Below are 22,634 nucleotides of genomic sequence, written 5' to 3' on the forward strand. Positions count from 1 at the left end.
ACATTCCGGCAGGGCGTAGCAGGTCGGCATGGTTGTTTCGCACTTTCTAAAATGGATTGATACGGCAAGGGTTTCCGAGCGCGCCGCCGCCGCGAGCGCATTGGCGCGCGCCTATATCAATTCCGATCTGCCGTTCGAGGACCGCTGTGCCGCAGAGGCGGCGCTGACGCTGCTTCTGGATGATGCTTCCGCCAAGGTGCGCCTGGCGCTCGCCGAGGCGCTGTCGATGAGCCATCACGCGCCGCCGCAGGTGATCAGCGCGCTGGCCGCCGATCAGCCGGAAGTGGCGGCGCTGGTGCTGGCGCGTTCGCCGCTGCTTACCGATGGCGATCTTGTCGAGCGCGTCGCCTGCGGCCAGAAGGCGACGCAGAAGCTGATCGCCAACCGGCCGGTCGTCTCGATGTCGCTGGCGGCGGCAATCGCCGAGATCGGCGAGGCGGAGGCCTGCGCGGCGCTGGTCGGGAACAGCGGCGCGGAGATCGCTTCGCTCAGCTTCCGCCGCATGGCCGAGCGGCATGGCCACGTGCCGCTGGTGCGCGAGGCACTGATCGCCGATCGGCGCCTGCCGGCCGACTGCCGGCATATGTTGCTGGTCAAGCTTGGCGAGACCCTGAAAGGGTCGCCACTTGTGCTGGCGATGATGGGTGCCGCGCGCGCCGATCGCGTGATGCGCGACGCCTGCGTGAAGGCCTCGGTAACACTGATCGAGGGAACGCGCATGGAAGAGCATGCAGCGTTGATCGAGCATCTGCGGCTGCGCGGCGACCTCACCGCCAGCTTCATCATCCGGACCATTGCCCATGGCAAGGTCGACTTCTTCGGTTCGACGCTGGTGGCGCTTGCCCGACAGTCCGAGCAGAGGGTAACGGCGCTTCTGGCCGGCGGGCACGACGTGGCGCTGCAGGCACTGTTCCGCAGCGCCGGGCTTGCGCCGGCCACGCATGCCGTCATCCTGCGCGCGCTCAAGATCTGGCGCGAGGTCGCCAATGGCCGGCGTCTCGCCGGCGTGCAGGAAGTGAGCTGGCTGATGCTGAAGGAACTTGGCGGCCAATCGGCCGAAGGCGATCTCGCCGGGCTGGTGAAGTCGATCCATCTCGACGCGCTGCGTGAAAACGCGCGCGGACACGCGCTCGCGATCGCCGCGGCCTAAGGACACATATCAGGTTTCAGCTGAGTTCCTGGGCAAGTCCGATGAGAAGCCCTTCAGGCCCACGGATGTAGCAGAGCCGATACGCGTCCTTGTACCGGACGACTTCGCCGACGAGCTCGGCGCCACGCTTGCGAAGCCTCTCCAGCGTGTCGTCGATGTCGTCCACGGCGAACATGACGCGGAGATAGCCCAGGGCGTTTACCGGGGCGTTGCGATGGTCCGCCACCACCGGTGGCCTGAGGAAGCGGGACAGCTCGAGCCGGCCGTGGCCGTCCGGCATGCGCATCATAGCAATCTCGACATGCTGATCGCCCAGTCCAGTGACGCGTCCGGCCCATTCTCCTTCGATCAACGCCTGTCCTTCGAGTTCAAGGCCGAGCTCACGAAAGAAATCAATCGCCCCATTCAGGTCTTCGACGACGATTCCGACGTTGTCCATCCGTTTGAGCGCCATGTGTCCAACCTAAAAAGTGTCGACCAATCCAACAAGGAACCATTTCCAAACCGGTCCGACCTGAAACGCGACATGGCCCCGAATTGTTCAAGCGCGGCCCTTGGCAAAGAAATCCGGATAGTCTTCCATCGCCGCGGCGATGATGCGCAGCGAGGCGGCGATCCGCAGCATTTCGAGCCGATCGCTGCGTTCGCCGATGCTGGCCGCATATTGCCTAGCCACCGCGATGGTCGCGGTCTGCGGCTCGCCCGGCCGCCGGAACAACAATTCGCGCGCCAGGCCGCGCAGAAAATTGCCGATGGATTCGACTGTCTCGCGCGGTACGGCGGAGTTCAGTTGCGCATGGCGAAGCCGCAGCACCTCCAGCCCGACGGTGACGGCGGCGATGCTGCCGCCAAGAATGGGGTCGCCCCTGCGGCCCGTTCGCTGCACCTGCGGCATCAACTGATTGATCCGGTCATAGGCGAGGCTTTCGAAAGCCGAACGCCGAGGTATCCGCTCATGCAGGCAAAGCCGCGCCAGATCCTCGCGCATCGCCTGCGAGATACGCTCCACGGTGACCCACGGATCGGCAGGCAGAACGACGATGAAGACGCCGATGGCGATCAGGATGCCGACCAGGATCGAGGCCGAGCCCGCGAAGAATGGTCCAGGATCATAGATCATCTGCTGATGCGGGCTGAGGAAGGCGAGGAAGTTGATGGCGAAAGCGGTGGCGACGCCGACATGACGTGGATTGGCCATGCCGAGCGCCGCAGGCACCAGGATCGGCACGACGAAGAGCGTGAACCAGCCGAAGCCGGGCAGCGCCGGCAGCGCGACCTGGCCGACCAGAAAGGCAAAGGGCAGCGCGATAAGGGTGCCGGCGAAGAAACCCCAAGCGGATTGCACGGGATCGGGGCGCGCCGCGAACAGGCTGGAGACCACTGCGACAAGGATAACGGTGCCGGCTGCTTCCGACCATTTGGTCGTCAGCCAGAAGACTGCAACGAGCAGCGTCGCGAGCGCGGCGCGCACGGCGTTGCGCCATGCGGCCTGATAGTCGCGGTGGACGACCAGAGCCGGCTGGCTTCCCTCATTCGATTTCCGGGAGACGGGCGAGCGAAGCGCCTCGAGGCCGTCCAACACCTGTTTCAGCGCTTCGGCAAAATCGCCGGCAATGGTGAGGCGAGTGATGGTGCCTACCTTGTCCTCGGCGTCATCGATTGTACTGGCATCGTCGGGCAGCCCCGGCACCTCTCTGGCCTTGCTCGCGATCGCGTCGAGCCGCGCCACCCAGGGGCCCGTGTCGTCGAGCGCGCCGGGTGTCGCAGCCAGCTCGCCGACAAAGGCTTTCAAGTCGCGTCGCATGGGGATGAGCGCCGCATTCTTCGGCGCGCGGTGGCTGTGCAGCGTGCGGGCCGCCGACAGCGCCCACAGAAGCTGACCAATGGTGCGCCTCACCGGATGGGCGCGGGGGGCGAAACTCGGCGCTTCCAGCCGCGCATAGGTGCGCATTTCAGCGAGCGTCTGGGCGTCGGTGATCAGCTTGCGCTGGAGCGCGGCAAGGCTTGCCGGATCGCCGCCGGAAAAAGCCCCGGACGCATATTCCGCGAGATCGAGGATGCTGCGCTTCAGCCTGGAAATGATGGCGTCAGCCGCGAGCTTCGGCAGGATCAGCCGGCTCGTCACACCGGCGCATAGGATGCCAAGCACGATCTCGGCGCAGCGCGCGATGGCGAGGTCGACAACGACAATCGGTTGGCCGAGCGCCGGCAGGCTGATGATCATCGCCGTGTAGCCTGCAAGCGCCGCGCCATAGGCCTCCGGGTTGCGTAGCAGAGAGGATACGAGCGTGCAGATGCCGACCCAGAGCGCCAGGACAGTGACCAGCAGCCAGGGATTGGTACCGGATAGGGATGTTACACCGATCGCGGCCAGGCCGCCGGCCAGCGTGCCGAGCAGCCGGTAGAAGCCCTTCGCCAACACCATTCCGGCCACCGGCTGGGCGACGATGAACACCGTCATCATCGCCCATTGCGGATGGTCGAGCCTCAGCGCGTAAGCGGCAAGAAGCGCGATCAGTCCCGCCGAAACCGTGCGCAGTGCGAAAATCCAATCCGAACGGGTCGGCTGTGTCAGGCCGCTCAGCGATGCTTCGGCAAGCTCTTTGAGCCGCGTCCAGGTCACATGCCCGTCTCCATATCGGAGCCTGTTATTGACCGGACGGCGTTCAGATATCCAGCACGTCCGTCTCGGCGAATTCGGCGCGCTCCTGGATGAAGCGGAAGCGGGCTTCGGGCTTGGTGCCCATGAGCGCGTCGACGGCATCCTTGGTGGCCTGCTCGGCGTCGATCACGTCGACCCGCAGAAGCGTGCGCTTCTTCGGATCCATCGTGGTCTCCTTGAGCTGCGAGGCCATCATCTCGCCCAGGCCCTTGAAGCGGCCGATCTCGACCTTGCCGCGTCCGGTGAATTCGGTGCGCAGCAATTCGTCCTTATGCGCGTCGTCGCGGGCGTAGCCGACCTTGCCGCCTTGCCGGATCGAATAGAGCGGCGGCACTGCCATGTAGAGATGGCCGCCGCGGATCAGGTTCGGCATCTCCTGATAGAAGAAGGTGATCAACAGCGAGGCGATGTGCGCGCCGTCGACGTCGGCGTCGGTCATGATGATCACGCGGTCGTAGCGCAGGTCCTCGTCGCGGTACTTCGAGCGCGTGCCGCAGCCGAGCGCCTGGATGAGGTCGGAGATCTGCTGGTTGGCGGCAAGCTTGTCGTTGCCGGCGCTGGCGACGTTGAGGATCTTGCCGCGCAGCGGCAGCACCGCCTGGCTGGCGCGGTCGCGCGCCTGCTTGGCCGAGCCGCCGGCCGAGTCGCCCTCGACGATGAAGATCTCGGCGCCGGCGGCCGCATTCTGCGTGCAGTCGGCGAGCTTGCCCGGAAGGCGCAGCTTGCGCACGGCGGTCTTGCGCGAGACTTCCTTTTCCTGGCGGCGGCGCACGCGCTCGTCGGCGCGCGCGATGACCCATTCGAGAAGCTTCGAGGCTTCCTGCGGATTGTCGGCGAGCCAATGGTCGAACGGGTCGCGGATGGCGTTTTCAACGATGCGCATCGCCTCGATGGTCGCCAGCCTGTCCTTGGTCTGGCCGACGAATTCCGGCTCGCGGATGAACACCGACAGCATGCCGGCGGCCGAGATCATCACGTCCTCGGTGGTGATGATCGAGGCGCGCTTGTTGCCGATCAGGTCGGCATAGGCGCGCAGTCCGCGCGCCAGCACGTTACGGAAACCGGCCTCATGCGTGCCGCCTTCGGGGGTCGGGATGGTGTTGCAGTAGGAGTTGAGGAATCCGTCGCCGCCGAACCAGGTCACCGCCCATTCCAGCGAACCGTGGCCACCCTGCTTGTCGCTCTTGCCGGCAAAAACCTCGCGCGTGACCTGGAACTCGTCGCCCAGCGTCGCCTTGAGATAGTCCTTCAGGCCGCCGGGGAAATGAAATTCGGCCTTGGCCGGCGTCTGGTCCTTCTCCTTGATCAGCGACGGATCGCAGCTCCAGCGGATCTCGACGCCGCCGAACAGATAGGCCTTCGAGCGCGCCATGCGATAAAGCCGCGCCGGCTCGAAGGCGGCGCCCTTGCCGAAGATCTGCTCGTCGGGGTGGAAACGGGTCCTCGTGCCGCGGCGGTTATGGACCTCGCCCAGATGCTCGAGGCCGCTGACCGGGACGCCGCGGGAAAAACGCTGGCGGTAGAGCTGGCGGCCGCGCGCGACCTCGACTTCGAGGTGGTCGGACAGCGCGTTGACGACCGAAACGCCGACGCCGTGCAGGCCGCCGGAGGTCTCATAGACCTTGGAGTCGAACTTGCCGCCCGAATGCAGCGTCGTCATGATGACTTCGAGCGCCGGCTTCTTGAATTTCGGATGCGGATCGACCGGGATGCCGCGGCCATTGTCGGTGACGGTCAGGAAGCCGTCGGCGGAAAGCTCGACGTCGATGAAGGTGGCGTGGCCGGCCACGGCTTCGTCCATCGAATTGTCGATGACCTCGGCGAACAGGTGATGCATCGCCTTGTCGTCGGTGCCGCCGATATACATGCCAGGACGGCGCCGCACCGGCTCGAGCCCTTCCAGCACCTCGATATCGGCGGCGCTGTAGCTTTCGCTGCCGTCGCGGGCGGCGGCCGAGCGCTTCGCCGCCTGCACCAGCGGATCGGCAGGGCGCGAGGGCGCGCGCACCGGCTGTGCCTGCTTTTCCATCTTGCCGAAGAGGTCGTTGCTGTCGTCCATGCGAGGTCTAGCGTCCGGTAATGCGAATCACGTCTCGATACTGCCACGCTTTTTGCGGGCGAACGAGTTCCTGTTCCGTTCAGGGATAAAACTGTCTCTTATTCCAAAACCAATCGATAACCAAGCCGGCCGAAATAGGGCGGCCCGCGCGGCCCGCTGTTCCTTATTCTTTAACATTAACGCCTAGCGTGAGGCCCAACCAACAAAAGACCACGGGCGTCAGGGGTTTCGTTGTGAGGGGCAGGGTCATAACCATGATCGGTATCGCAGCCGTCTTCGGCGCGATCTCGATCTTTGCGGCGGACTTCTGGGTCAAGAGCCAGGCAAAGGCTCAGCCCGAGGTCAAGGTCGTCACGGTCGAAGCTCCGCAGCAGCCCAAGGTCGAGTTCAAGACCATCGTGGTGGCTCAGGCGCCGCTGCGTTACGGCATGGAGCTCGGACGGCCGCAACTCGCCGAGATCCCGTGGCCGCAGGATTCCCTGCCGCAAGGCGCTTTCCCCACGATCGACAAGCTGCTTGCCGACGGCAGTCGGGTCGTGCTGTCGCCGATCGAGGTCAACGAACCGGTGCTGCTGGCCAAGCTGTCGGGACCGAACGGCCGCGCCACGCTTTCCAACATGCTGTCGCCCGGGATGCGGGCCGTCACCATCCGCACCGACGAGATCGCCGGTGTCGGCGGCTTCATCACGCCGGGAGACCGGGTCGACGTCGTGCTGACGCGCGACGCGGGAGACATCCAGGAGGTATCCAAGAATGCTCAAGGGGCGGCCGGCTCGACGGTGACGTCCGAGGTCGTCGTCTCCGACGCCAAGGTGCTTTCGGTCGGCCAGGGCGCCGACGAGCGCAAGACTGAGCCGCAGGTCGCCAACTCCGTGACCATCGAGGTGACCAACGAAGGCGCGCAGAAGGTGGCGCTGGCCCGCACCGTCGGCACGCTGTCGTTATCGCTGCGGTCCGCCGCCGACGCCAGCGCCAGCAAAAGCGGGCTTACGACGATCTCTTCCTTCGGCGGCTCGGCTGCCGCAAGCGCTGAGGCAAGTGCGGCCTCGCTCGTCAATGCGGTGACGAAAGAATCCGACGAGCCGAAATTCAAGACGGTGATCGTGACGCGCGGCGAGAAGGTCGAAGAATACAAGGTTCCTTCACGGGAAGCGCCGCAGGAACTGCAGCAATAGCCGGTGGGGACCGGCGGGGACGGGGACAACATGTTCGGGTTCAATGCATTTCGGACGGCCGGCGGATGGCGCCTTCCTGGCGCGATCGCGCTGGCGGTGTCGCTGGCTATGCTCGGCTTCGCCGCGCCGGCAAGGGCGGACAATGACGTCGTCTATGTCTCGGCGAACAAGAACGCCTCGATCAAGGTCGCCAAGGGCAAGCCGAAGACGATCGTGACGAGCGCGGCCTTTTACCAGATCGTCATCGGCGATCCGGAGATCGCCAATGTCAACCCGCTGACCGACAAGTCCTTCTATGTGCTGGGCAACAATCTCGGCACCACCGGTATCGCCCTGTTCGACCAGAACAAGCAGCTTGTCGGCACCATCGACATCGAGGTGACGCTGGACACCGATCAACTGGCCAGCACCATCCGCGCCAGCGTGCCCGACGCCAAGATCAAGGTCGGTTCGGCAAACGGCCGCGTCGTATTGTCGGGCGAGGCCGACGATGCGGTCGCCGCCGACAAGGCCAGCAAGATCGCCTCGCGCTTTTCCGGCAATGAGGAAGTCATCAACTCGGTCAACATCTCGTCCTCGCAGCAGGTGCAGCTCAATGTCCGCTTCGTCGAGATCAACCGCCAGGCCGGCCAGGATCTCGGCGCCAAATACGGCGCCAATTTCGCCTTCGGCATGGGCGGCCGCGACGTCGTCATCGATCCGGGCACGGTGCCATCCGCTGGCACCGGCGAGATCATTGGTCGGCTGCTCTCCAACGGAGTCTCGATTGACATCGCCATCAAGGCGCTGGAAGAACGCGGCCTGGCGCGGCGGCTTGCGGAGCCGAACCTGATCGCGCGTTCGGGCCAGACCGCGAGCTTCCTTGCCGGCGGCGAGTTCCCGATCCCGGTTTCGGAAGACAATGGCAAGATCAGCGTCACCTACAAGAAGTACGGCGTCGGCCTGGATTTCACGCCGACGGTGCTGAAGGACGGACTGGTGAGCCTCGACATCGCTCCGGAAGTGTCCTCGATCGACCCGTCCGCCTCGATCCAGGTCAGCAGCGGCATTTCCATTCCGGCCTTCATCGTGCGCCGCGCCAGGACATCGGTCGACCTCAAGAACGGCCAGAGCTTCATGATCGCCGGCCTTCTGCAGTCGCAGAACGACATCACGACATCGCGAGTGCCGGGGATCGGCAAGCTGCCTGTGCTAGGCCCGCTGTTTTCCTCGAAATCCTATCAGCGGCGCGAGACCGATCTGGTCATCATCGTGACGCCTTACCTGGTCAAGCCGGTCGATCCGTCGAAGAAGATGGTCGAGCCGACCGACGGCACCCGGCCGGCAAGCGCCGCCGACTATTTCCTCAACAACACCGAGGAGGTGGACGCCTCGGCGCCGAAGCGTCCGCTGGCGTTCGCCGACGGTGCCGCCGCCCGCTCCGTATCGGCCACGTCCGGCCACTTCCTCGACCTGCCGAAGGATTAAGGCCATGCGCAGCCTCTCTTGCATCGCTCTGCTCCTGGCCGGCGCTGTCGTCGCCGGCTGCACCAGCGACGACTTTGTGCGCACCGAAGGGGTGACGCCGGGCGTAGGCAACGCGCAGGCATCCAACACCGCCATGCAGATGGTCGACCCTTGGAAGTACGGCGTCCAGAACACAAGGCTTCTCGTGCCGGCTCAACGTCCGGGTTCCGAGACTGTCGCCGTCGGCGCGAAGGCCGGCGCCGCGTCCGCGCCGACAACATCATCAACGACATCGAATTGATCGGCCAACGACGATGGCATCTGCTACCAAGACCAAGAAGATCCTGCTCGTTTCCACCGACAGGGCGTTCGTGCAGGACACGCGGACGGCGTTTGCGACCTCCGAGGTCATCGAGCTCCTGACGGTGGAAAAGAGCATCAACGAGCTGCGCGGCGAAGCCCTCGAGACCGATTTCGGCACCGTCATCGTCGACATGGACGCCGCCAAGCTCGAGGAGATCGAGTCGCTGCAGCGCGTCATGCGCCGGCTGGAAGGCAGCGTCCCCGTGGTCGTCGTCACCCAGGAATTCAACGCGGCGGCGGTGCGCATCCTCGTGCAGCTCAAGGTCGCCGATTTCCTGGTCAAGCCGATCACCACGGCAGACCTGGTGCGTTCCGTCATCCGGGCGCTGCAGGGACCGGGGCGGGAAGAGAACACCGAATCGCACATCTATACCTTCATGCCGGCCGCCGGCGGCGTCGGCACCACCACGCTCGCCCTGCAGACGGCCTTCCAGTTGCATCATTCGGTGACGCGCGGCGCCTCGACATGCGTGGTCGACCTCAACTTCCAGCAGGGCGCCTGCGCCGAATATCTCGACCTCGAACCGCGCTTCGACATCACGGAAATCGAGAACCAGCCGGAGCGCCTCGACCGGCAACTGCTCGATGTGATGCTGTCCAAGCATGCGAGCGGGCTATGCGTGCTCGCGGCGCCGACGCGCCCCTCGGACATGCGCTCGTTCAAGACCGATGTGGTGGTTCGCATGCTCGACCTCGTGGCGGCTTATTTCGACAATGTCGTCATCGATATGCCGCGCACCTGGTTCCCGTGGACCGAGACCGTGCTCTTGGGTTCCAACAAGCTCTACATCGTCGCCGAGATGACGGTGCCTTGCCTGCGCCATACGCAGCGTCTCATCCAGGCCGTCTACGAGACCGCCGGCAAGGAAGTGAAGCCCAACGTCATCGTCAACCGCTTCGAGCAGAAGATGTTCGACAGCGGCATCAAGCAGGCCGATGTCCAGGACATACTCGGCGAGCATTTCGTCGGCGGCATCTCCAACAACTACCGGCTGGTGCGCGAGGCCGTCGACCGCGGCGTGCCGTTGCACGCCATCGACCCCAACGCCAATGTCGTCAACGACCTGAAGAAGATCATCCTGCCGGAAGAGGCCGTCCAGACCACGGTCAAGTCGAAATCGTTGTTCGGCCTCGGCAAGGGCTTGCTGAGGAGGAAGGCGGGATGAACAGTCGCTTTTCCAACCTGCAGAACCGCGACCTTCGCCCGCAGCGGGCGCCGGAGCCCGCGCCCGTGGTGCACAATGCGGTGATCATCCCGACGACCCGCAAGCCGGCGCCGCCGAAGCCGGAAGCGGCGCCCGCAAAAAGCGCCAACAAGGTGCTCGATGCGCGCGTGCGCATCCACCGCATGCTGCTGGAGGAGATCAACCTCGTGGCGCTGGAGCGGCTGCCCAAGGATGAAATGCGCCGGCAGGTGCATGAGTTCGTCTCGGAAAAGACGCGCGAGGAGCGGATGGCGATCAACATCGCCGAGCTCGATGCGCTGGTCGACGATATCGTCGACGAGATGGTTGGCCTCGGCCCGCTCGAGCCGTTGCTCAAGGACCCCGAGATCAACGATATCCTGATCAACGGCCACGAGAATTGCTTCGTCGAAAAGCGCGGCAAGCTGCAGCAGGTCCACATCCCGTTCAAGGATGAAGCGCATCTGCTTAGAATCATTAATAAAATCGTCGCGGCCGTCGGCCGCCGCGTCGATGAATCGCAGCCGATGGTCGATGCCCGCATGCTCGACGGCTCGCGCTTCAACGCGGCGATCCGTCCGGTCGGCGTCGACGGGCCGCTGGTGTCGATCCGCAAATTCTCCAAGAACAAGCTCGGCCTGCACAAGCTGGTCGAGTTCGGCGCCATCACCCAGAACATGGCCGAGGTGCTGGCGGCCGCGGTGCACGCCCGCAAGACCACGATCATCTCCGGCGGCACCGGCACCGGCAAGACGACGATGCTCAATGCCCTGTCTGCCTTCATCCCGGAAGACGAGCGCCTGATCACCATCGAGGACGCGGCCGAGCTGCAATTGCAGCAGCCGCATGTCGCGCGCATGGAGACGCGCCCGGCCAACATCGAGGGCCATGGCGAACTGAAACAGCGCGACCTGGTCAAGAACGCGCTGCGCATGCGTCCCGACCGCGTTATCCTCGGCGAGTGCCGCGGCGAGGAAGCCTTCGACATGCTGCAGGCGATGAACACCGGCCATGAAGGCTCGATGGCCACCATCCATGCCAACACGCCGCGCGATGCGATTTCGCGTCTGGAACAGATGCTCGGCATGACCGGCATGCCGATGACGGTGCAGTCGATCCGCAGCCAGATCGCCAGCGCGCTCGACATCATCGTGCAGTTGACACGCCTTTCCGATGGCAAGCGCAAGGTGACCAGCGTCGCCGAAGTGACCGGCATGGAAGGCGATGTCATTCAGATGCAGGAGATATTCCGCTTCGTGCGCACCGGCATGGAGGCGGACGGCAAGATCCTCGGCCACTTCGAGGCGACCGGCATCCGCCCGCGCTTCCTCGAGGACCTGCGCAATATGGGCATCGAATTCCCGGGCAAGTATTTCGAGCCCGGCCGGCCGCAGGACTAGGCCGGTGTTCGAGGGATTCAGCCCGATCTACGTCGTTTACGCCGCGGCGGCGCTCACCGGCATCATGATCGCCGAGGGCCTTTACCTGCTCTATGCCGGGCGCAGCGACAAGCGCATGGCGATCAACCGCCGCATGAAGCTTGCCGAGAACAAGATCAGCCAGGAGCAGGTGCTGATCCAACTGCGCAAGGAGCGCGGGATCGACGGCCACAGCTCCGTCTTTTCCCTCGACCGTTTCCGCGCCCTGCGCACGCAGTCCGGCATGACCACGCCGTTGCCGAAGTTCCTGATGATCACATCGGGGGTCGCTTTCGCGCTGGCGCTTCTCACGATTTGGAAGGGCTTGCCGCTTCTGTTCGGCCTGATCCTGTTTCTCATACTGCTGCCGGTGCTGCCGGTGATGGCGATGCGCTTCATGCGCAAGCGCCGGCACAAGCGGTTCGGGATACAGTTGCCCGAGGCGCTGGAACTGATCACGCGCGGCCTGAAGGCCGGCCATCCGGTGCCGGTGGCGATCGCCATGGTGGCGCGCGAAATGGCCGACCCGATCGGCACCGAGTTCGGCGTCGTCGCCGACGAGGTGACCTATGGCTCGGACCTGGTGTCGGCGCTGAACAATCTGTTCGACCGGGTGGGGCACGAGGACCTGCCGCTGTTCGTCACGGCGGTGTCGATCCAGAGCAGTTCGGGCGGCAATCTGCGCGAGATCCTCGACGGCCTGTCCGCGACGATACGCGAGCGCGGCAAGCTGCGCCGCAAGGTGCGCGCCATTTCGACCGAAGGGCGCATGTCCGCCTACATCCTGACCGCGGTGCCGGTGCTTTTGTTCACCGCCATCATGGTGCTGATGCCGCAGTTCTACCAGGACGTCTGGGACGAGCCGAAGACCTGGTACATGCTGAGCGGAACCATCCTGTGGCTGCTGCTCGGCAACGCCATCATGTTCAAGATGTCGAATTTCAGGTTCTGAAATGGAAGACGTCATCCGCTTCCTCGCCTCGCTCGCGCCGACGTCGCTGATGCCGGTTGCTGTGCTGCTGCTGGTGCTGGGCGGCGGCGCCGTCGCCTGGCCGCTTGTGCTCGCCAAGGGCGATCGCGGCGAGGTCAAGCGCCGGCTGAAGGTCGAGGTGGTGCAGCCGGTCGAACAGGCGGAAGCGGCGCCCAAGAAGAGCACCAGCGCCGTGCGCGAGAAGGCGGTGAAACGGGCGCAGGAGTTCTATGCCAAGAGCGACCCGGAAAATGTCGCGCGGCTGCGCATGAAGCTCATCCAGGCCGGCTATATGGAGCCGCGCGCCGTCGGCATGTTCTTCCTGATCCGCTTCGCCACCCTGATCGGTGCGGCCTTGGGCGCGTTCCTGATCAACCATTGGGCGGCGAGTGCCGAGTCGACCATGACCAGCCGCTGGACCTTCATCATCCTGTCGGGCGCCGGCGGCTACTTCCTGCCGGGTCTGGTGCTGACGCAGAAGGTTCGGGAGAAGATGCGCGAATACCGCAACGGCTTTCCCGATTTCATGGATCTGATGATCGTCTGCTCCGATGCCGGCATGAGCATGGAGGCCGGCATCGAGCGGGTCTCAAGGGAGCTTTCCAGGACCTATCCGTCGCTCAGCCAGAACCTGATCCTGGTGTCGCTGGAACTGCGGGCCGGGCGCAGCCTCGACGACGCGCTCAAGGCGCTCGCCGACCGCCTCAGCCTCGACGAGGTGCGCTCCTTCGCAACGCTGCTGCAGCAATCCAAGGAACTCGGCACCAGCCTGTCGGGCTCGCTGCGCGTCTTCTCCGACGAAATGCGGCACAAGCGCATGTCGCTGGCGGAGGAGAAGGCGCATGCCTTGCCGGCCAAGATGTCGGTGCCGGTGACGGTCTGCATCCTGCCGGTGGTGCTGATGATCGCCATTATTCCGATCATTGTTAAGCTGACCACCCACCACTGAGGATTCAGGTGAGGCCGGTCTGCAAACGGCGGCTTCCTGCGCTTCCGGTGCTCACGTACTTTAAGTACGTTCCGCTCCGGTTCTCGGAAGCCACCTTGTTTGATCGCTTCGGGCCCGTCTTCGACTCCGACTCGGCCTGACCTGAATCCAGCAGCACCTCAAGGGGCGCTGGTTAACGCATCCTTGGCGGGCAACCAAAATTTAGCTGCATTTCGGCACCGAAGCTTAATCGCCTCTGCTGTATCGTCTTTTCCTGAAGAACGACCCGGCAAATCGGGCGATGGGGCAGGGGCATGCGTCAGAGACTTCCCAAAGCAGCGGCGGCGTTGGCAGCCATTTTGATGATTGCGGGCTGCACGACGAACAACAACGTCGACACGACCAAGACCACGGCAATCCAGCCGGTGGCCAAGGATGTCAGCGCCGATGATCTCGTCGAAGGCAAGGCGCAGTTCCGCGAGGCGAATTTCGGCCTGGCCGAACAGCATTTCCGCAAGGCGGTCGAGCTCAGATCAGACAATGCCGAAGCCTGGATGGGGCTTGCCGCATCCTATGACGAACTCGGCCGTTTCGACTTCGCCGACCGCGCCTATGCGCAGTTGCTGAAGGTTGCCGGCCGCAAGCCGCAGATCGTCAACAATATGGGTTATTCGCAGCTCCTGCGCGGCAACAAGAAGAAGGCGCGCGCGCTGCTGCTCGAAGCCAAGGCCCACATGGCTGATCCGACCGTGGTCGACGCCAATCTGGCACTTCTGAACAAGAGCTAGAGCCTTCTCGGGCTTGGGTTGAATCGTTCCGCCCGAATTCCTCGGCCGCCGGCCGAACGCCGTTTCAGCGAAACGGGACAAGTTCCACCCGGTACGATTTTTGTTTGTCGATTGGCGAAATCGAAGCGCCAGGGTGAAACTTCCGGGCTGGCGGACGCACGCCCTGTGGATCGCCTCGCGCTGGTGAGAAGAACTGTTTCAATATAAACCAACAATTTCTAGTCTTCGCGTCTGCTGGATGCACTGGTGGATGCTTTGTAAACCTTGTCGGAAGGTTAGGTCGAAAGGTTAGCTGAAAACGGTATCAGCGGGCCGCCGTTAACCTAGAATGCAGCGTCACTGACGACTCCCAAGAGGTGGCGGCTCAACAATGTTGGATTTTAGTTCGCTCCTGCTCGCGGCGGCGTTGTCGGGCACGTGCCTCAGCATCACCATGCTTGCGATCTGGCTCACCGCTCCGCGGGCGCCCTTCGTGCTGACGGTGGCGTGCGGCATCCTTGTGCTTGTCGCGCATGTCATTCTGTTCTGGCAATACACCAAGGAACCCAACCCCTGGCTCTGCCAGGCAGCGCTGGTGCTGCTCAGCCTGGGTTTCCTCATCATCTGCCTGTCGGCGATGCAATATCTGGGCGTCGGCAACCATGGTAGGGTTGTTCTGCCGACATTGGCAGCCATGGCCGCCTGCGCCGTGTTCACCTATCTCGGATTCGACGGCATCGGCTTCCTCATCACCTATTCGGCTGTCACGGCGCTGCTCGCGGCGATCGGAACGATGTTCTGGATGAAGGGCGATCACGACCGCAGGATTCTGTTCGTCGTCTCGTTCCTGAGCGGAGCCTGCGGCTTGTCCTTCGCGCTGTGCGGCCTGGTGTTGCTCGAGCAAGGGCAATGGGTTCTCGGTGCTGCGCCCGACAACTGGGCGGAGCGGCTGAATACCGTCGTCGCGGTCGCCTGCATGACTGGCCTCGGCGCGCTGACGCTTTCGCTGCATCATCTGCAAGCGCAGATCGAGCTCAAGGCCGAGACCATGACCGATCCGTTGACCGGCCTGATGAACCGCAGGGCGCTCAACGAACTCTACGGCGATCGCAGCTTCGGTCCGTTCATGGCGATCGCGATGTTCGATCTCGACCATTTCAAGACAACCAATGATGTCTTCGGCCATCCCGTCGGCGACAAGGTCCTTTGCCGCTTCGCGGCGGTGATCAAGAAATATGGCAGGACAGGGGTCGACGCCTTCCGGCTAGGCGGCGAGGAGTTCGCGATCGTCATGTCGCGGATCACGCCTGAAAAGGCGCATGACATGGCAAGCCGCATCGGCGTCGCCTTCGGCACAGAGGTCGTCGCGACGCATCGCGGCCCGCTGCGCAGCAGCGTCAGTGGCGGCATGGGATTTGGCGCAGCTAGCGGCCGGACCCTGGACGAGATGCTGGCCGAAGCGGACGCCGCGCTCTATGCCGCCAAACGCGCCGGGCGGAACCGCGTTATCGCCCAACGCCAGGAGGGCCGGCCTGATAGCGGGCCGGCCCAGAAAACCGCCTGAACGACTACTCGGCAGCGCCGAGATATTCCGACAGCGGCGGGCAGGAGCAGACCAGGTTGCGGTCGCCGGCGACATTGTCGATGCGCGAGACCGGCGGCCAGTATTTCGACGCCAGGTCGGCGTCGCCCGCCGGATAGGCGGCCTCCAACCGCGAATAAGGATGGGTCCATGCACCGGCAAGCGCTTCCGCCGCGGTGTGCGGGGCGTTGACCAGCGGGTTGTCGGTGAGCGGCCATTCGCCTTTCGCCACTTTCGCCGCCTCGCCGGCGATGGCGACCATCGCCTCGCAAAAGCGGTCGAGCTCGCGCTTAGGCTCGGACTCGGTCGGCTCGACCATCAGCGTGCCGGCGACCGGGAACGACATGGTCGGTGCGTGGAAGCCGTAGTCGATCAGCCGCTTGGCGATGTCGTCGACGCTGATGCCGGCGCGCTCCTTGAGCACGCGGGTGTCGAGGATGCATTCATGGGCGATGCGATCGTGCCTGCCCTTGTAGAGGAGCGGGAAGTGCGGCGCGAGCCGGGTCGCGATGTAGTTGGCGGAAACGATCGCCGTTTCCGTCGCCTGCTTCAGGCCCGAAGCGCCCATCATGCGGATATACATCCAGGTGATCGGCAGGATGGAGGCGCTGCCGAACGGCGCCGCCGCCACGGCATGGGTCGTGCCTTCCGTCACGTGGCCGGGCAGATAGGGCTTCAGATGGGCCTTGACGCCGATCGGACCGACACCCGGCCCGCCGCCACCATGTGGGATGCAGAAGGTCTTGTGCAGGTTCATGTGGCAGACGTCGGCGCCGATATCGCCTGGGCGGGCGAGGCCGACCAGCGCGTTGAGGTTGGCGCCGTCGAAATAGACCTGGCCGCCATGCTCATGGACGATGGCGCAGAGGTCGCGCGCGCCTTCCTCGTAGACGCCATGCGTCGAGGGGTAGGTGAACATCAGCGCCGCGAGGTCCTTCGAATGCTCGGCCGCCTTGGCCTTGAGGTCCTCGACATCGATGTTGCCGTCCTCGGTGCAGCGCACGACGACGACGCTCATGCCGGCCATCGCAGCGCTCGCCGGATTGGTGCCATGCGCGGAGGATGGGATCAGGCAGACGGTGCGATGGCCTTCGCCGCGCGAGCGGTGATAGGCGCGAATGGCGAGCAGGCCGGCATATTCACCCTGGCTGCCGGCATTGGGCTGCAAGGTCACGGCATCGAAGCCGGTGATCTCCGACAACCAGGCTTCGAGATCGGCGATCATGGCGCGGTAGCCGCCCGAATGGCCGGCAGGCGCGAAGGGATGCAGGTTGGCGACGTTGGGCCAGCTCACCGGCATCATTTCAGCCGCGGCGTTAAGCTTCATGGTGCAGGAGCCGAGCGGGATCATGGCGCGGTCGAGCGCGAGATCCTTGTCGGCCAGCCGGCGCAGGAAGCGCATCATGTCGGTCTCGGAGCGGTTCTCGTGGAAGACCGGCTGGGTGAGGAATTCCTTGCCGCGCGGTTTGCCAGGCATCGAGCCGGCACCCGCACCGGGCTTGGCGCCGAACAGGCCGGCGATCGCCTCGAGATCGGCTTCCGTCGAGGTCTCGTCGAAGGCGATGCTGATATTGTCCGCATCGATGACGCGCAGCAGCCGGCCTGTCTTCTCCGCGGCGGCGGCGATCGCACCGGCCTTGCCCTTCAACTCGACCGTCGCCGTGTCGAAGCGGCTTGCGCCGAGCACCGAAATGCCGGCGGCTTTGAGACCTGAGGCGAGGCGATCGGCAAGGCCGTGGATACGACCGGCAATCGCCTGCAGGCCGGCAGGGCCATGCCAGATCGCATAGGCCGTGGCCATATTGGCCAGCAGCGCCTGCGCGGTGCAGATGTTGGAGGTGGCCTTGTCGCGGCGGATGTGCTGCTCACGTGTCTGCAGCGCCAGCCGGTAGCCGGGGCGGCCCTTGGTGTCGGTCGACTGGCCGACGAGACGGCCGGGCATCAGACGGGTCAGCTTGTCGGAAACGGCGCAATAGGCGGCATGCGGACCGCCGAAACCCATCGGCACGCCGAAGCGCTGCATCGGACCGACCGCGATATCGGCGCCGAGCTTTGCCGGCGCATCCGTCAGGGTGAGCGCCAGCGGATCGGCGATGAAGACGACCAGCGCGCCGGTAGCGCGGGCCTTCTCGATCGCCGCCTTGTGGTCGCCATAGACGCCGAACGTGTCCGGCCAGGAAACCAGCAGGGCGGCGGTGTTGTCGTCGATCGTCTCGCCGTCGACCTCGATGCCGAGCGGCTCGGCTCTGGTGCGCACGACATCCAGCGTCTGCGGATGCGGGGTGCCGGCAAGCGCCACCTTGGTGCGCTTGTCGCGATGATGGCGCAGCGCAATGCCGACAGCCTCGGCAACGGCGGTGGCTTCATCGAGCAGCGAGGCCGACGCCACCGGCAGGCCGGTGAGCTCGGTGACCAGGGTCTGGAAGTTGAACAGCATTTGCAGCCGGCCCTGGCTGATCTCGGCCTGGTAGGGCGTGTAGGCCGTGTACCAGGCCGGATTCTCGAACAGGTTGCGCTGGATGACCGGCGGCACGAAGACGCCGTGATAGCCGGCGCCGATGAAGCTCTTCAGCACCGTGTTCTTCGCCATGATCGCGGACAGTTCGGCCAGCGCTTCGGCTTCGCTCGCCGGAGCGGGCAGGTCGAGCGGCCGTTCGAGGCGGATCGACTTCGGCACGGCCTGGCTGATCAGCGTTTCGACGGATGGAACGCCGATGGCGGCGAGCATCGCCCTGACGTCGTTGACGGAGGGACCGATATGGCGGGCCGAGAAAGGAATAGGTGCTGCGGTCATTTCCAAGATCCTGTTGTCAGCCGATATGGGCTTTGTAGGCGGCCTCATCCATGAGGCTGTCGAGTTGGCTTTCGTTGGAAAGCTTCATCTTCCAGAGCCAACCGTGGCCGGTCGCCGCCGAATTGACCAGCGAGGGGTCGGCCGACAGTGAGCCATTGGCCTCGGTGATCTCGCCGTCGACCGGCGCGTAAACGTCCGAAGCCGCCTTGACGGATTCGACAACGACGGCTGTATCGCCCTTGGCAAGCTTGCGGCCGATTTCCGGCAGCTCGACGAAAACGAGATCGCCGAGCTGTTCCTGCGCATAGTCGGTGATGCCGACAGTGGCGACGCCGCCTTCGATACGGAGCCATTCATGATCTTCAGTGAAGTAGGTCTTTGCCATCTGGAAATCATCCTTTGCGGTAGCGGTGCGGGGTGAAGGGCAGGGACGTGACGTCGATCGGGATTTTCGTCCCGCGGACATCGGCGAAGAGTTTTGTGCCGGGCCTGGCCAGCGCCGTGTCGACATAACCCATAGCGACCGGGTGGCCGGTCGAAGGGCCGAAGCCGCCGGAAGTGACATGGCCGGCCTGATTGCCGCCGGCATCGACGAGTGCCGCGCCGGCGCGCACCGGCTGGCGGCCGTCGGGCTTCAGGCCGACGCGCTTCTGCGACGGCCCGCGCTCGACGATGGAGCGTAGCGCGTCGGCGCCGATGAAATGGCCGGCGCGGACTTCCTTGGGGATCGCCCACATCAGGCCGGCGCTCGCCGGGTCGACTTCCGGCGTCAGGTCCTGCCCGTGCAGGCAAAGTCCGGCCTCGAGCCGCAGGCTGTCGCGCGCGGCAAGGCCGATCCACTGCACGCGCTCGTCTTCCAGGAGTTTGGCGATGAGATCCCGCGCGTCCTTTTCCGGCAGGCCAATCTCGAAACCGTCTTCGCCGGTGTAGCCGGACCGGCTCATGAACCAGTTCTGGCGCGGCTCGATGCCGTGCATGAAGAGCAGCGAGCCGGTCTCGATGCCGGCTCGTGCCAAAGCCGCCCAGGCGTCCGGACCCTGGATCGCCAGGAAGACGCGGTCGAGCGGCTCGACTTTGGCGTCGAAATCCGTTGCCAAAGCGCGCAGATGCTTCTCGTCCTCGACGGCGTTGCCGGCATTGGCCACGACCATGAACCGGTTTTCGCCCAGGCGCGTGACGATCAGGTCGTCGATAATGCCCGCTGCCTCGTTAAGGAAGAACGTGTATTTGGACTGCGAGATCTCCAGCGCGCCGGCATCGAGCGGGCAGGCCCGGTTCAACAGCGCCGCGGCGCCCGGACCGCCGACCTCGAACAGCTTCATATGCGAGATGTCGAACAGCCCGGCGTGCTCGCGCGTGTGCAGGTGCTCCTTCATCACGCCGGGCGGATAGGTGAGCGGCATCGACCAGCCGGCGAAAGCGCCGAAGCGCGCGCCCGCAGCCTGATGCAAATCCTCGAGGGGTAGGTGCCTGGTGTCTTCGCCTGTCATGTCTTCTCCAGAGTCGCACGCAATCGACCGCAATTGGCGGCCTAGTCCGTGCCCCTCTGTCTGAAGCCTGAGAGACTCGCGCCCCGTAACTCTGTCGGCAGCGCTTACACCTTCGGCGCGGGGCCAGGCCCCGACTTTCCAGAGTTGTCTTTCCCGTCCACGGTTCTTTTGCCTGAGAGATTTCGGGCGATTTCCCCTTCGGCGACAGCTCTCGCTGCTCTCTCCCGCAAACAGGTGGGACTCACAACCGAGCCCCCGACGCGCCATCCATAGCCCGTCGGCGACACGTTGTCACCTCCCAGCGACATGTTGCTGACAAGTCTTCGCTAACCACGCCATTTGCCGGTTTCTCAAGACAATGCTGATAAACCGGCAAAATGACAAAGGCTCGCCGGCAATAGGCGACAGGGCAGGGACGGCGGATGGGCGAATTGATCATGAGCGCTCCGGTGGCGGGGTTGACCTCGAAGAACAAGATCTCGGCCGAGGACGTGGCGATGCTGCGGCGCGAGGTTTTCGCTGACGGCGTGGTGAGCCGCGGCGAGGCGGAGGCGCTGTTCGCGCTCGACCAGAGCGCGCGCGACAAATGCGGCGAATGGGCGCCGTTCTTCGTCGAAGCGGTGACCGACTACATCGTCCACCAGGAAAAACCGGAAGGCTATATCTCGGAGCAGAATGCCGACTGGCTGGTCCGCACCGTCTCGCGTGACGGCATGGTCGACAGCCGCACGGAGCTCGAGCTTTTGGTACATGTGCTGGAGGAAGCGAAATCCTCGCCCGGCCAGCTTTCGGCCTATGCGCTGGAGCAGGTCGCGCATGCGGTGATCGACGGCAAGGGGCCGTTGATGCTCGGCGGCGAGCTGGTTCCGGGCTTGATCGCCAAGGCCGAGGTCGATCTCCTGCGCCGCATCCTCCATGCCTTTGGCGGCGACGGCAACATCGCCATCAGTAAGGCCGAAGCGGAGGTCCTGTTCAGGATCAACGACCGGACCGCGGACGTCGACAACGATCCGTCGTGGAACGACCTCTTCGTCAAGGTGATCGCCAACTATGTCATGTGCTCGGCCGGCTACGAGCCGCCGACGCGCGAGGTGGCACTGTGGCACGAAAACTTCCTCGACGAGGCGGCGCCGACGCTGGGCGGGTTCTTCGGCCGCATGGTCTCGGGCGGGTTTTCCGCAATCCTCGAGGCCTACAATTCCCCTGACAATATAGAGGCCGAATGGGAAGCCAGGAACCGGGCCAGCGAGGCGCTAGCCCGCCGCGCCGAGACCATCGACGCCGATGAAGCCCAATGGCTGGCCGAGCGCGTCGGCGGCGGCCAGCGGCCGTTGCGCGACAACGAGCGCGCGCTGCTGACGCTGATCAAGCACGCTTCGCCGGAAATCCATCCGGCGCTGAAGCCGCTGCTCGATAAGGTCGCCTAGGCGTTTCCTGGAAGTGTCTTGCAAAGGATGATGTTGGAATGGCCTTCGGGCCAGCCGGTCAATTCGGCAATGCGCTTGAAGCCGGCCTTTTCGTACAGGCCAGGTACCTGGAAGTCGTGAGTCGAAACCCATATCCGCAGGGAGCCGCGCGCGGCGGCCTCGGCGATGAAGGCATCAAGCAGCTTCCTGCCGTGGCCAAGACCGCGATGCGCCTCGTCGATCCACATCAGCGTGAGCTCGGCAATGCCGGCCCAGGAATAACCGGCGGCGATCCCGACGGCGCGGCCTTGCTCGTCTCGCAAGGCAAAGACGAGCGCACGGTCGTCGTCACGACCGGTCAGCCGCCGATTGTCGTCATGCAGACGCTCCTCGACGGCATCAAGCTCGGCGGACGGCAGATCGTGCTCGGCCCGCAGGCGAGGGGCCATCAAATCCCGCCATACCAGTCGTAGCCATTGTCCTCCCAGTAGCCGCCGCGGCCGCCGCCGACATTGGCGAAACTGTCGACCAGCTCGATCTTGTAAATGTATTTCGGCATCTTGTAGCCGAGCTGGCGCTCGACGCGTACTCTGAGCGGCGCGCCGTTCTCGACCGGCAAGGGCTTGCCGTTGAGACCGTAGGCCAAAATGGTCTGCGGATGGCGGGCATCGATCAGGTCGATGGTGCCGTAATATTTGATGTTGCCGGACAGGCTCTGCTCGATCGTGTCGAGGCAGTGGAACATGACGTAGCGCGCCTGCGGCTTGACCACCGCCTGGTCAAGCACCAGCGACAGCGGCGTGCCGGTCCACTTGGCGATGCAGCTCCAGCCTTCGACACAGTCGTGGCGGGTGATCTGGGTACGGCTCGGCATGTTCTGGAGCTGCTCGCGGGTGAGCGACAGCGGCTTTTCGACAAGGCCGGTCACCTCCAGGCGCCAGTCGGCAAAATTGTTGGCGAGCAGGCCCTTGTAAGTGTCGTCGTCCGGCGCGGTGACGCCGTTCGGCCGCTGCGGCTGGCGGATGTCGGCCTCGGTGAATTCCGGTGCCAGCGCGTCGCGACCTGCAAGTAAGCGTTGCGCGCGGTAAGTCAGGCCGTTGGCGTTCTCGAGGAAGCTGCGCAGGCCGCCGCCGATGCCGAGACCGCTGTCGAAGGCATCGCAACCCGATAGCGCGATGCCTGACAGGCCGAGGCTGCCGGCGGTCAGGAATTTACGGCGGCTGATCTGAAATTTGGCCAT

General features: G+C 64.5%; 19 protein-coding genes and 1 riboswitch. Of the genes, 11 read left to right on the forward strand and 8 right to left on the reverse strand.

Going from position 1 to position 22,634, the window contains the following annotated elements; translation table 11 throughout:
- Window positions 1-28: 28 nt before the first annotated feature.
- Window positions 29-1,150 (forward strand): DUF2336 domain-containing protein, encoded by a 1,122-nt coding sequence (locus EN862_RS08235; RefSeq protein WP_127863620.1) that lies wholly within the window; start codon window positions 29-31, stop codon window positions 1,148-1,150.
- A gap of 16 nt (window positions 1,151-1,166) precedes the next feature.
- Here the strand turns inward: EN862_RS08235 and EN862_RS08240 are convergent, their stop codons facing one another.
- The 3 genes from EN862_RS08240 to parE form a co-directional block, all read right to left on the reverse strand.
- On the reverse strand, window positions 1,167-1,604 hold the full coding sequence (locus EN862_RS08240; RefSeq protein WP_127863621.1) for a VOC family protein: 438 nt from the start codon (window positions 1,602-1,604) through the stop codon (window positions 1,167-1,169).
- An 87-nt stretch (window positions 1,605-1,691) separates the two neighbouring features.
- Window positions 1,692-3,773, reverse strand: coding sequence for an FUSC family protein (locus EN862_RS08245; RefSeq protein ID WP_127863622.1), 2,082 nt, complete (start codon window positions 3,771-3,773; stop codon window positions 1,692-1,694).
- 43 nt (window positions 3,774-3,816) lie between these two features.
- Entirely contained in the window at window positions 3,817-5,871 is a 2,055-nt protein-coding gene (gene parE, locus EN862_RS08250) for a DNA topoisomerase IV subunit B (RefSeq protein ID WP_127863623.1), read from the reverse strand.
- Between the two features lie 254 nt (window positions 5,872-6,125).
- On the opposite strand from parE, the gene cpaB reads away from it, so the two are divergent.
- The 9 genes from cpaB to EN862_RS08295 all read left to right on the forward strand — a co-directional run bounded on the left by cpaB (window position 6,126) and on the right by EN862_RS08295 (window position 15,686).
- The gene (cpaB, locus tag EN862_RS08255; protein WP_127863624.1) at window positions 6,126-7,046 is read left to right on the forward strand and encodes a Flp pilus assembly protein CpaB; all 921 of its coding nucleotides are present in this window, start codon (window positions 6,126-6,128) and stop codon (window positions 7,044-7,046) included.
- Window positions 7,047-7,076: 30 nt separating this feature from the next.
- On the forward strand, window positions 7,077-8,513 hold the full coding sequence (locus EN862_RS08260) for a type II and III secretion system protein family protein (protein WP_127863625.1): 1,437 nt from the start codon (window positions 7,077-7,079) through the stop codon (window positions 8,511-8,513).
- 4 nt (window positions 8,514-8,517) lie between these two features.
- On the forward strand, window positions 8,518-8,793 hold the full coding sequence (locus tag EN862_RS08265) for a hypothetical protein (RefSeq protein WP_127863626.1): 276 nt from the start codon (window positions 8,518-8,520) through the stop codon (window positions 8,791-8,793).
- Between the two features lie 13 nt (window positions 8,794-8,806).
- The gene (locus tag EN862_RS08270) at window positions 8,807-10,021 is read left to right on the forward strand and encodes a response regulator/pilus assembly protein (RefSeq protein WP_127863627.1); all 1,215 of its coding nucleotides are present in this window, start codon (window positions 8,807-8,809) and stop codon (window positions 10,019-10,021) included.
- Window positions 10,018-11,439, forward strand: coding sequence for a CpaF family protein (locus EN862_RS08275; RefSeq protein ID WP_127863628.1), 1,422 nt, complete (start codon window positions 10,018-10,020; stop codon window positions 11,437-11,439). The genes EN862_RS08270 and EN862_RS08275 overlap by 4 nt, the downstream gene beginning before the upstream one ends.
- A 4-nt stretch (window positions 11,440-11,443) precedes the next feature.
- A complete protein-coding gene (locus EN862_RS08280) occupies window positions 11,444-12,409 on the forward strand; it encodes a type II secretion system F family protein (RefSeq protein WP_127863629.1) in 966 nt (321 codons plus the stop codon).
- A 1-nt stretch (window position 12,410) separates the two neighbouring features.
- Window positions 12,411-13,376: a type II secretion system F family protein gene (locus EN862_RS08285; RefSeq protein WP_127863630.1), complete on the forward strand. Its 966-nt coding sequence runs from the start codon at window positions 12,411-12,413 to the stop codon at window positions 13,374-13,376.
- Between the two features lie 293 nt (window positions 13,377-13,669).
- Complete coding sequence (locus tag EN862_RS08290) at window positions 13,670-14,143, forward strand: tetratricopeptide repeat protein (protein ID WP_127863631.1); 474 nt, start codon at window positions 13,670-13,672, stop codon at window positions 14,141-14,143.
- Window positions 14,144-14,513: 370 nt separating this feature from the next.
- Window positions 14,514-15,686, forward strand: a complete 1,173-nt coding sequence (locus EN862_RS08295) for a GGDEF domain-containing protein (RefSeq protein ID WP_127863632.1) — start codon at window positions 14,514-14,516, stop codon at window positions 15,684-15,686.
- A 4-nt stretch (window positions 15,687-15,690) separates the two neighbouring features.
- On the opposite strand, the gene gcvP is transcribed toward EN862_RS08295, so the two are convergent.
- The 3 genes from gcvP to gcvT are packed head-to-tail and all read right to left on the reverse strand — an operon-like array spanning window position 15,691 to window position 19,988.
- On the reverse strand, window positions 15,691-18,498 hold the full coding sequence (gene gcvP / locus EN862_RS08300; RefSeq protein ID WP_127863633.1) for an aminomethyl-transferring glycine dehydrogenase: 2,808 nt from the start codon (window positions 18,496-18,498) through the stop codon (window positions 15,691-15,693).
- A 16-nt stretch (window positions 18,499-18,514) separates the two neighbouring features.
- Complete coding sequence (gene gcvH / locus EN862_RS08305; protein WP_127863634.1) at window positions 18,515-18,883, reverse strand: glycine cleavage system protein GcvH; 369 nt, start codon at window positions 18,881-18,883, stop codon at window positions 18,515-18,517.
- A 7-nt stretch (window positions 18,884-18,890) separates the two neighbouring features.
- Window positions 18,891-19,988: a glycine cleavage system aminomethyltransferase GcvT gene (gcvT, locus tag EN862_RS08310; protein WP_127863635.1), complete on the reverse strand. Its 1,098-nt coding sequence runs from the start codon at window positions 19,986-19,988 to the stop codon at window positions 18,891-18,893.
- 150 nt (window positions 19,989-20,138) lie between these two features.
- Window positions 20,139-20,225, reverse strand: a riboswitch (glycine riboswitch).
- 185 nt (window positions 20,226-20,410) lie between these two features.
- On the opposite strand from gcvT, the gene EN862_RS08315 reads away from it, so the two are divergent.
- Complete coding sequence (locus EN862_RS08315; RefSeq protein ID WP_127863636.1) at window positions 20,411-21,415, forward strand: hypothetical protein; 1,005 nt, start codon at window positions 20,411-20,413, stop codon at window positions 21,413-21,415.
- Here EN862_RS08315 and EN862_RS08320 read toward each other — a convergent pair.
- Both EN862_RS08320 and EN862_RS08325 read right to left on the reverse strand, forming a co-directional pair.
- Window positions 21,412-21,843 carry a GNAT family N-acetyltransferase gene (locus EN862_RS08320; protein WP_127863637.1) on the reverse strand — a complete coding sequence of 144 codons (432 nt, stop codon included), beginning with the start codon at window positions 21,841-21,843 and terminating at the stop codon, window positions 21,412-21,414. The two genes, EN862_RS08315 and EN862_RS08320, sit on opposite strands and share 4 nt — an antisense overlap.
- Window positions 21,843-22,634 carry a molybdopterin-binding protein gene (locus EN862_RS08325; protein ID WP_127863638.1) on the reverse strand — a complete coding sequence of 264 codons (792 nt, stop codon included), beginning with the start codon at window positions 22,632-22,634 and terminating at the stop codon, window positions 21,843-21,845. The genes EN862_RS08320 and EN862_RS08325 overlap by 1 nt, the downstream gene beginning before the upstream one ends.

This window comes from Mesorhizobium sp. M2E.F.Ca.ET.219.01.1.1, assembly GCF_004016445.2.
Classification (GTDB): domain Bacteria; phylum Pseudomonadota; class Alphaproteobacteria; order Rhizobiales; family Rhizobiaceae; genus Mesorhizobium.

Coding starts and splice junctions, on each gene's coding strand:
- EN862_RS08235 (WP_127863620.1), top strand. CDS start 29: ATGGTTGTTTCGCACTTTCTAAAATGGATTGATACGGCAAGGGTTTCC.
- EN862_RS08240 (WP_127863621.1), bottom strand. CDS start 1,604: ATGGCGCTCAAACGGATGGACAACGTCGGAATCGTCGTCGAAGACCTG.
- parE (WP_127863623.1), bottom strand. CDS start 5,871: ATGGACGACAGCAACGACCTCTTCGGCAAGATGGAAAAGCAGGCACAG.
- cpaB (WP_127863624.1), top strand. CDS start 6,126: ATGATCGGTATCGCAGCCGTCTTCGGCGCGATCTCGATCTTTGCGGCG.
- EN862_RS08260 (WP_127863625.1), top strand. CDS start 7,077: ATGTTCGGGTTCAATGCATTTCGGACGGCCGGCGGATGGCGCCTTCCT.
- EN862_RS08265 (WP_127863626.1), top strand. CDS start 8,518: ATGCGCAGCCTCTCTTGCATCGCTCTGCTCCTGGCCGGCGCTGTCGTC.
- EN862_RS08270 (WP_127863627.1), top strand. CDS start 8,807: ATGGCATCTGCTACCAAGACCAAGAAGATCCTGCTCGTTTCCACCGAC.
- EN862_RS08275 (WP_127863628.1), top strand. CDS start 10,018: ATGAACAGTCGCTTTTCCAACCTGCAGAACCGCGACCTTCGCCCGCAG.
- EN862_RS08285 (WP_127863630.1), top strand. CDS start 12,411: ATGGAAGACGTCATCCGCTTCCTCGCCTCGCTCGCGCCGACGTCGCTG.
- EN862_RS08290 (WP_127863631.1), top strand. CDS start 13,670: ATGCGTCAGAGACTTCCCAAAGCAGCGGCGGCGTTGGCAGCCATTTTG.
- EN862_RS08295 (WP_127863632.1), top strand. CDS start 14,514: ATGTTGGATTTTAGTTCGCTCCTGCTCGCGGCGGCGTTGTCGGGCACG.
- gcvP (WP_127863633.1), bottom strand. CDS start 18,498: ATGACCGCAGCACCTATTCCTTTCTCGGCCCGCCATATCGGTCCCTCC.
- gcvH (WP_127863634.1), bottom strand. CDS start 18,883: ATGGCAAAGACCTACTTCACTGAAGATCATGAATGGCTCCGTATCGAA.
- gcvT (WP_127863635.1), bottom strand. CDS start 19,988: ATGACAGGCGAAGACACCAGGCACCTACCCCTCGAGGATTTGCATCAG.
- EN862_RS08315 (WP_127863636.1), top strand. CDS start 20,411: ATGGGCGAATTGATCATGAGCGCTCCGGTGGCGGGGTTGACCTCGAAG.
- EN862_RS08320 (WP_127863637.1), bottom strand. CDS start 21,843: ATGGCCCCTCGCCTGCGGGCCGAGCACGATCTGCCGTCCGCCGAGCTT.
- EN862_RS08325 (WP_127863638.1), bottom strand. CDS start 22,634: ATGGCCAAATTTCAGATCAGCCGCCGTAAATTCCTGACCGCCGGCAGC.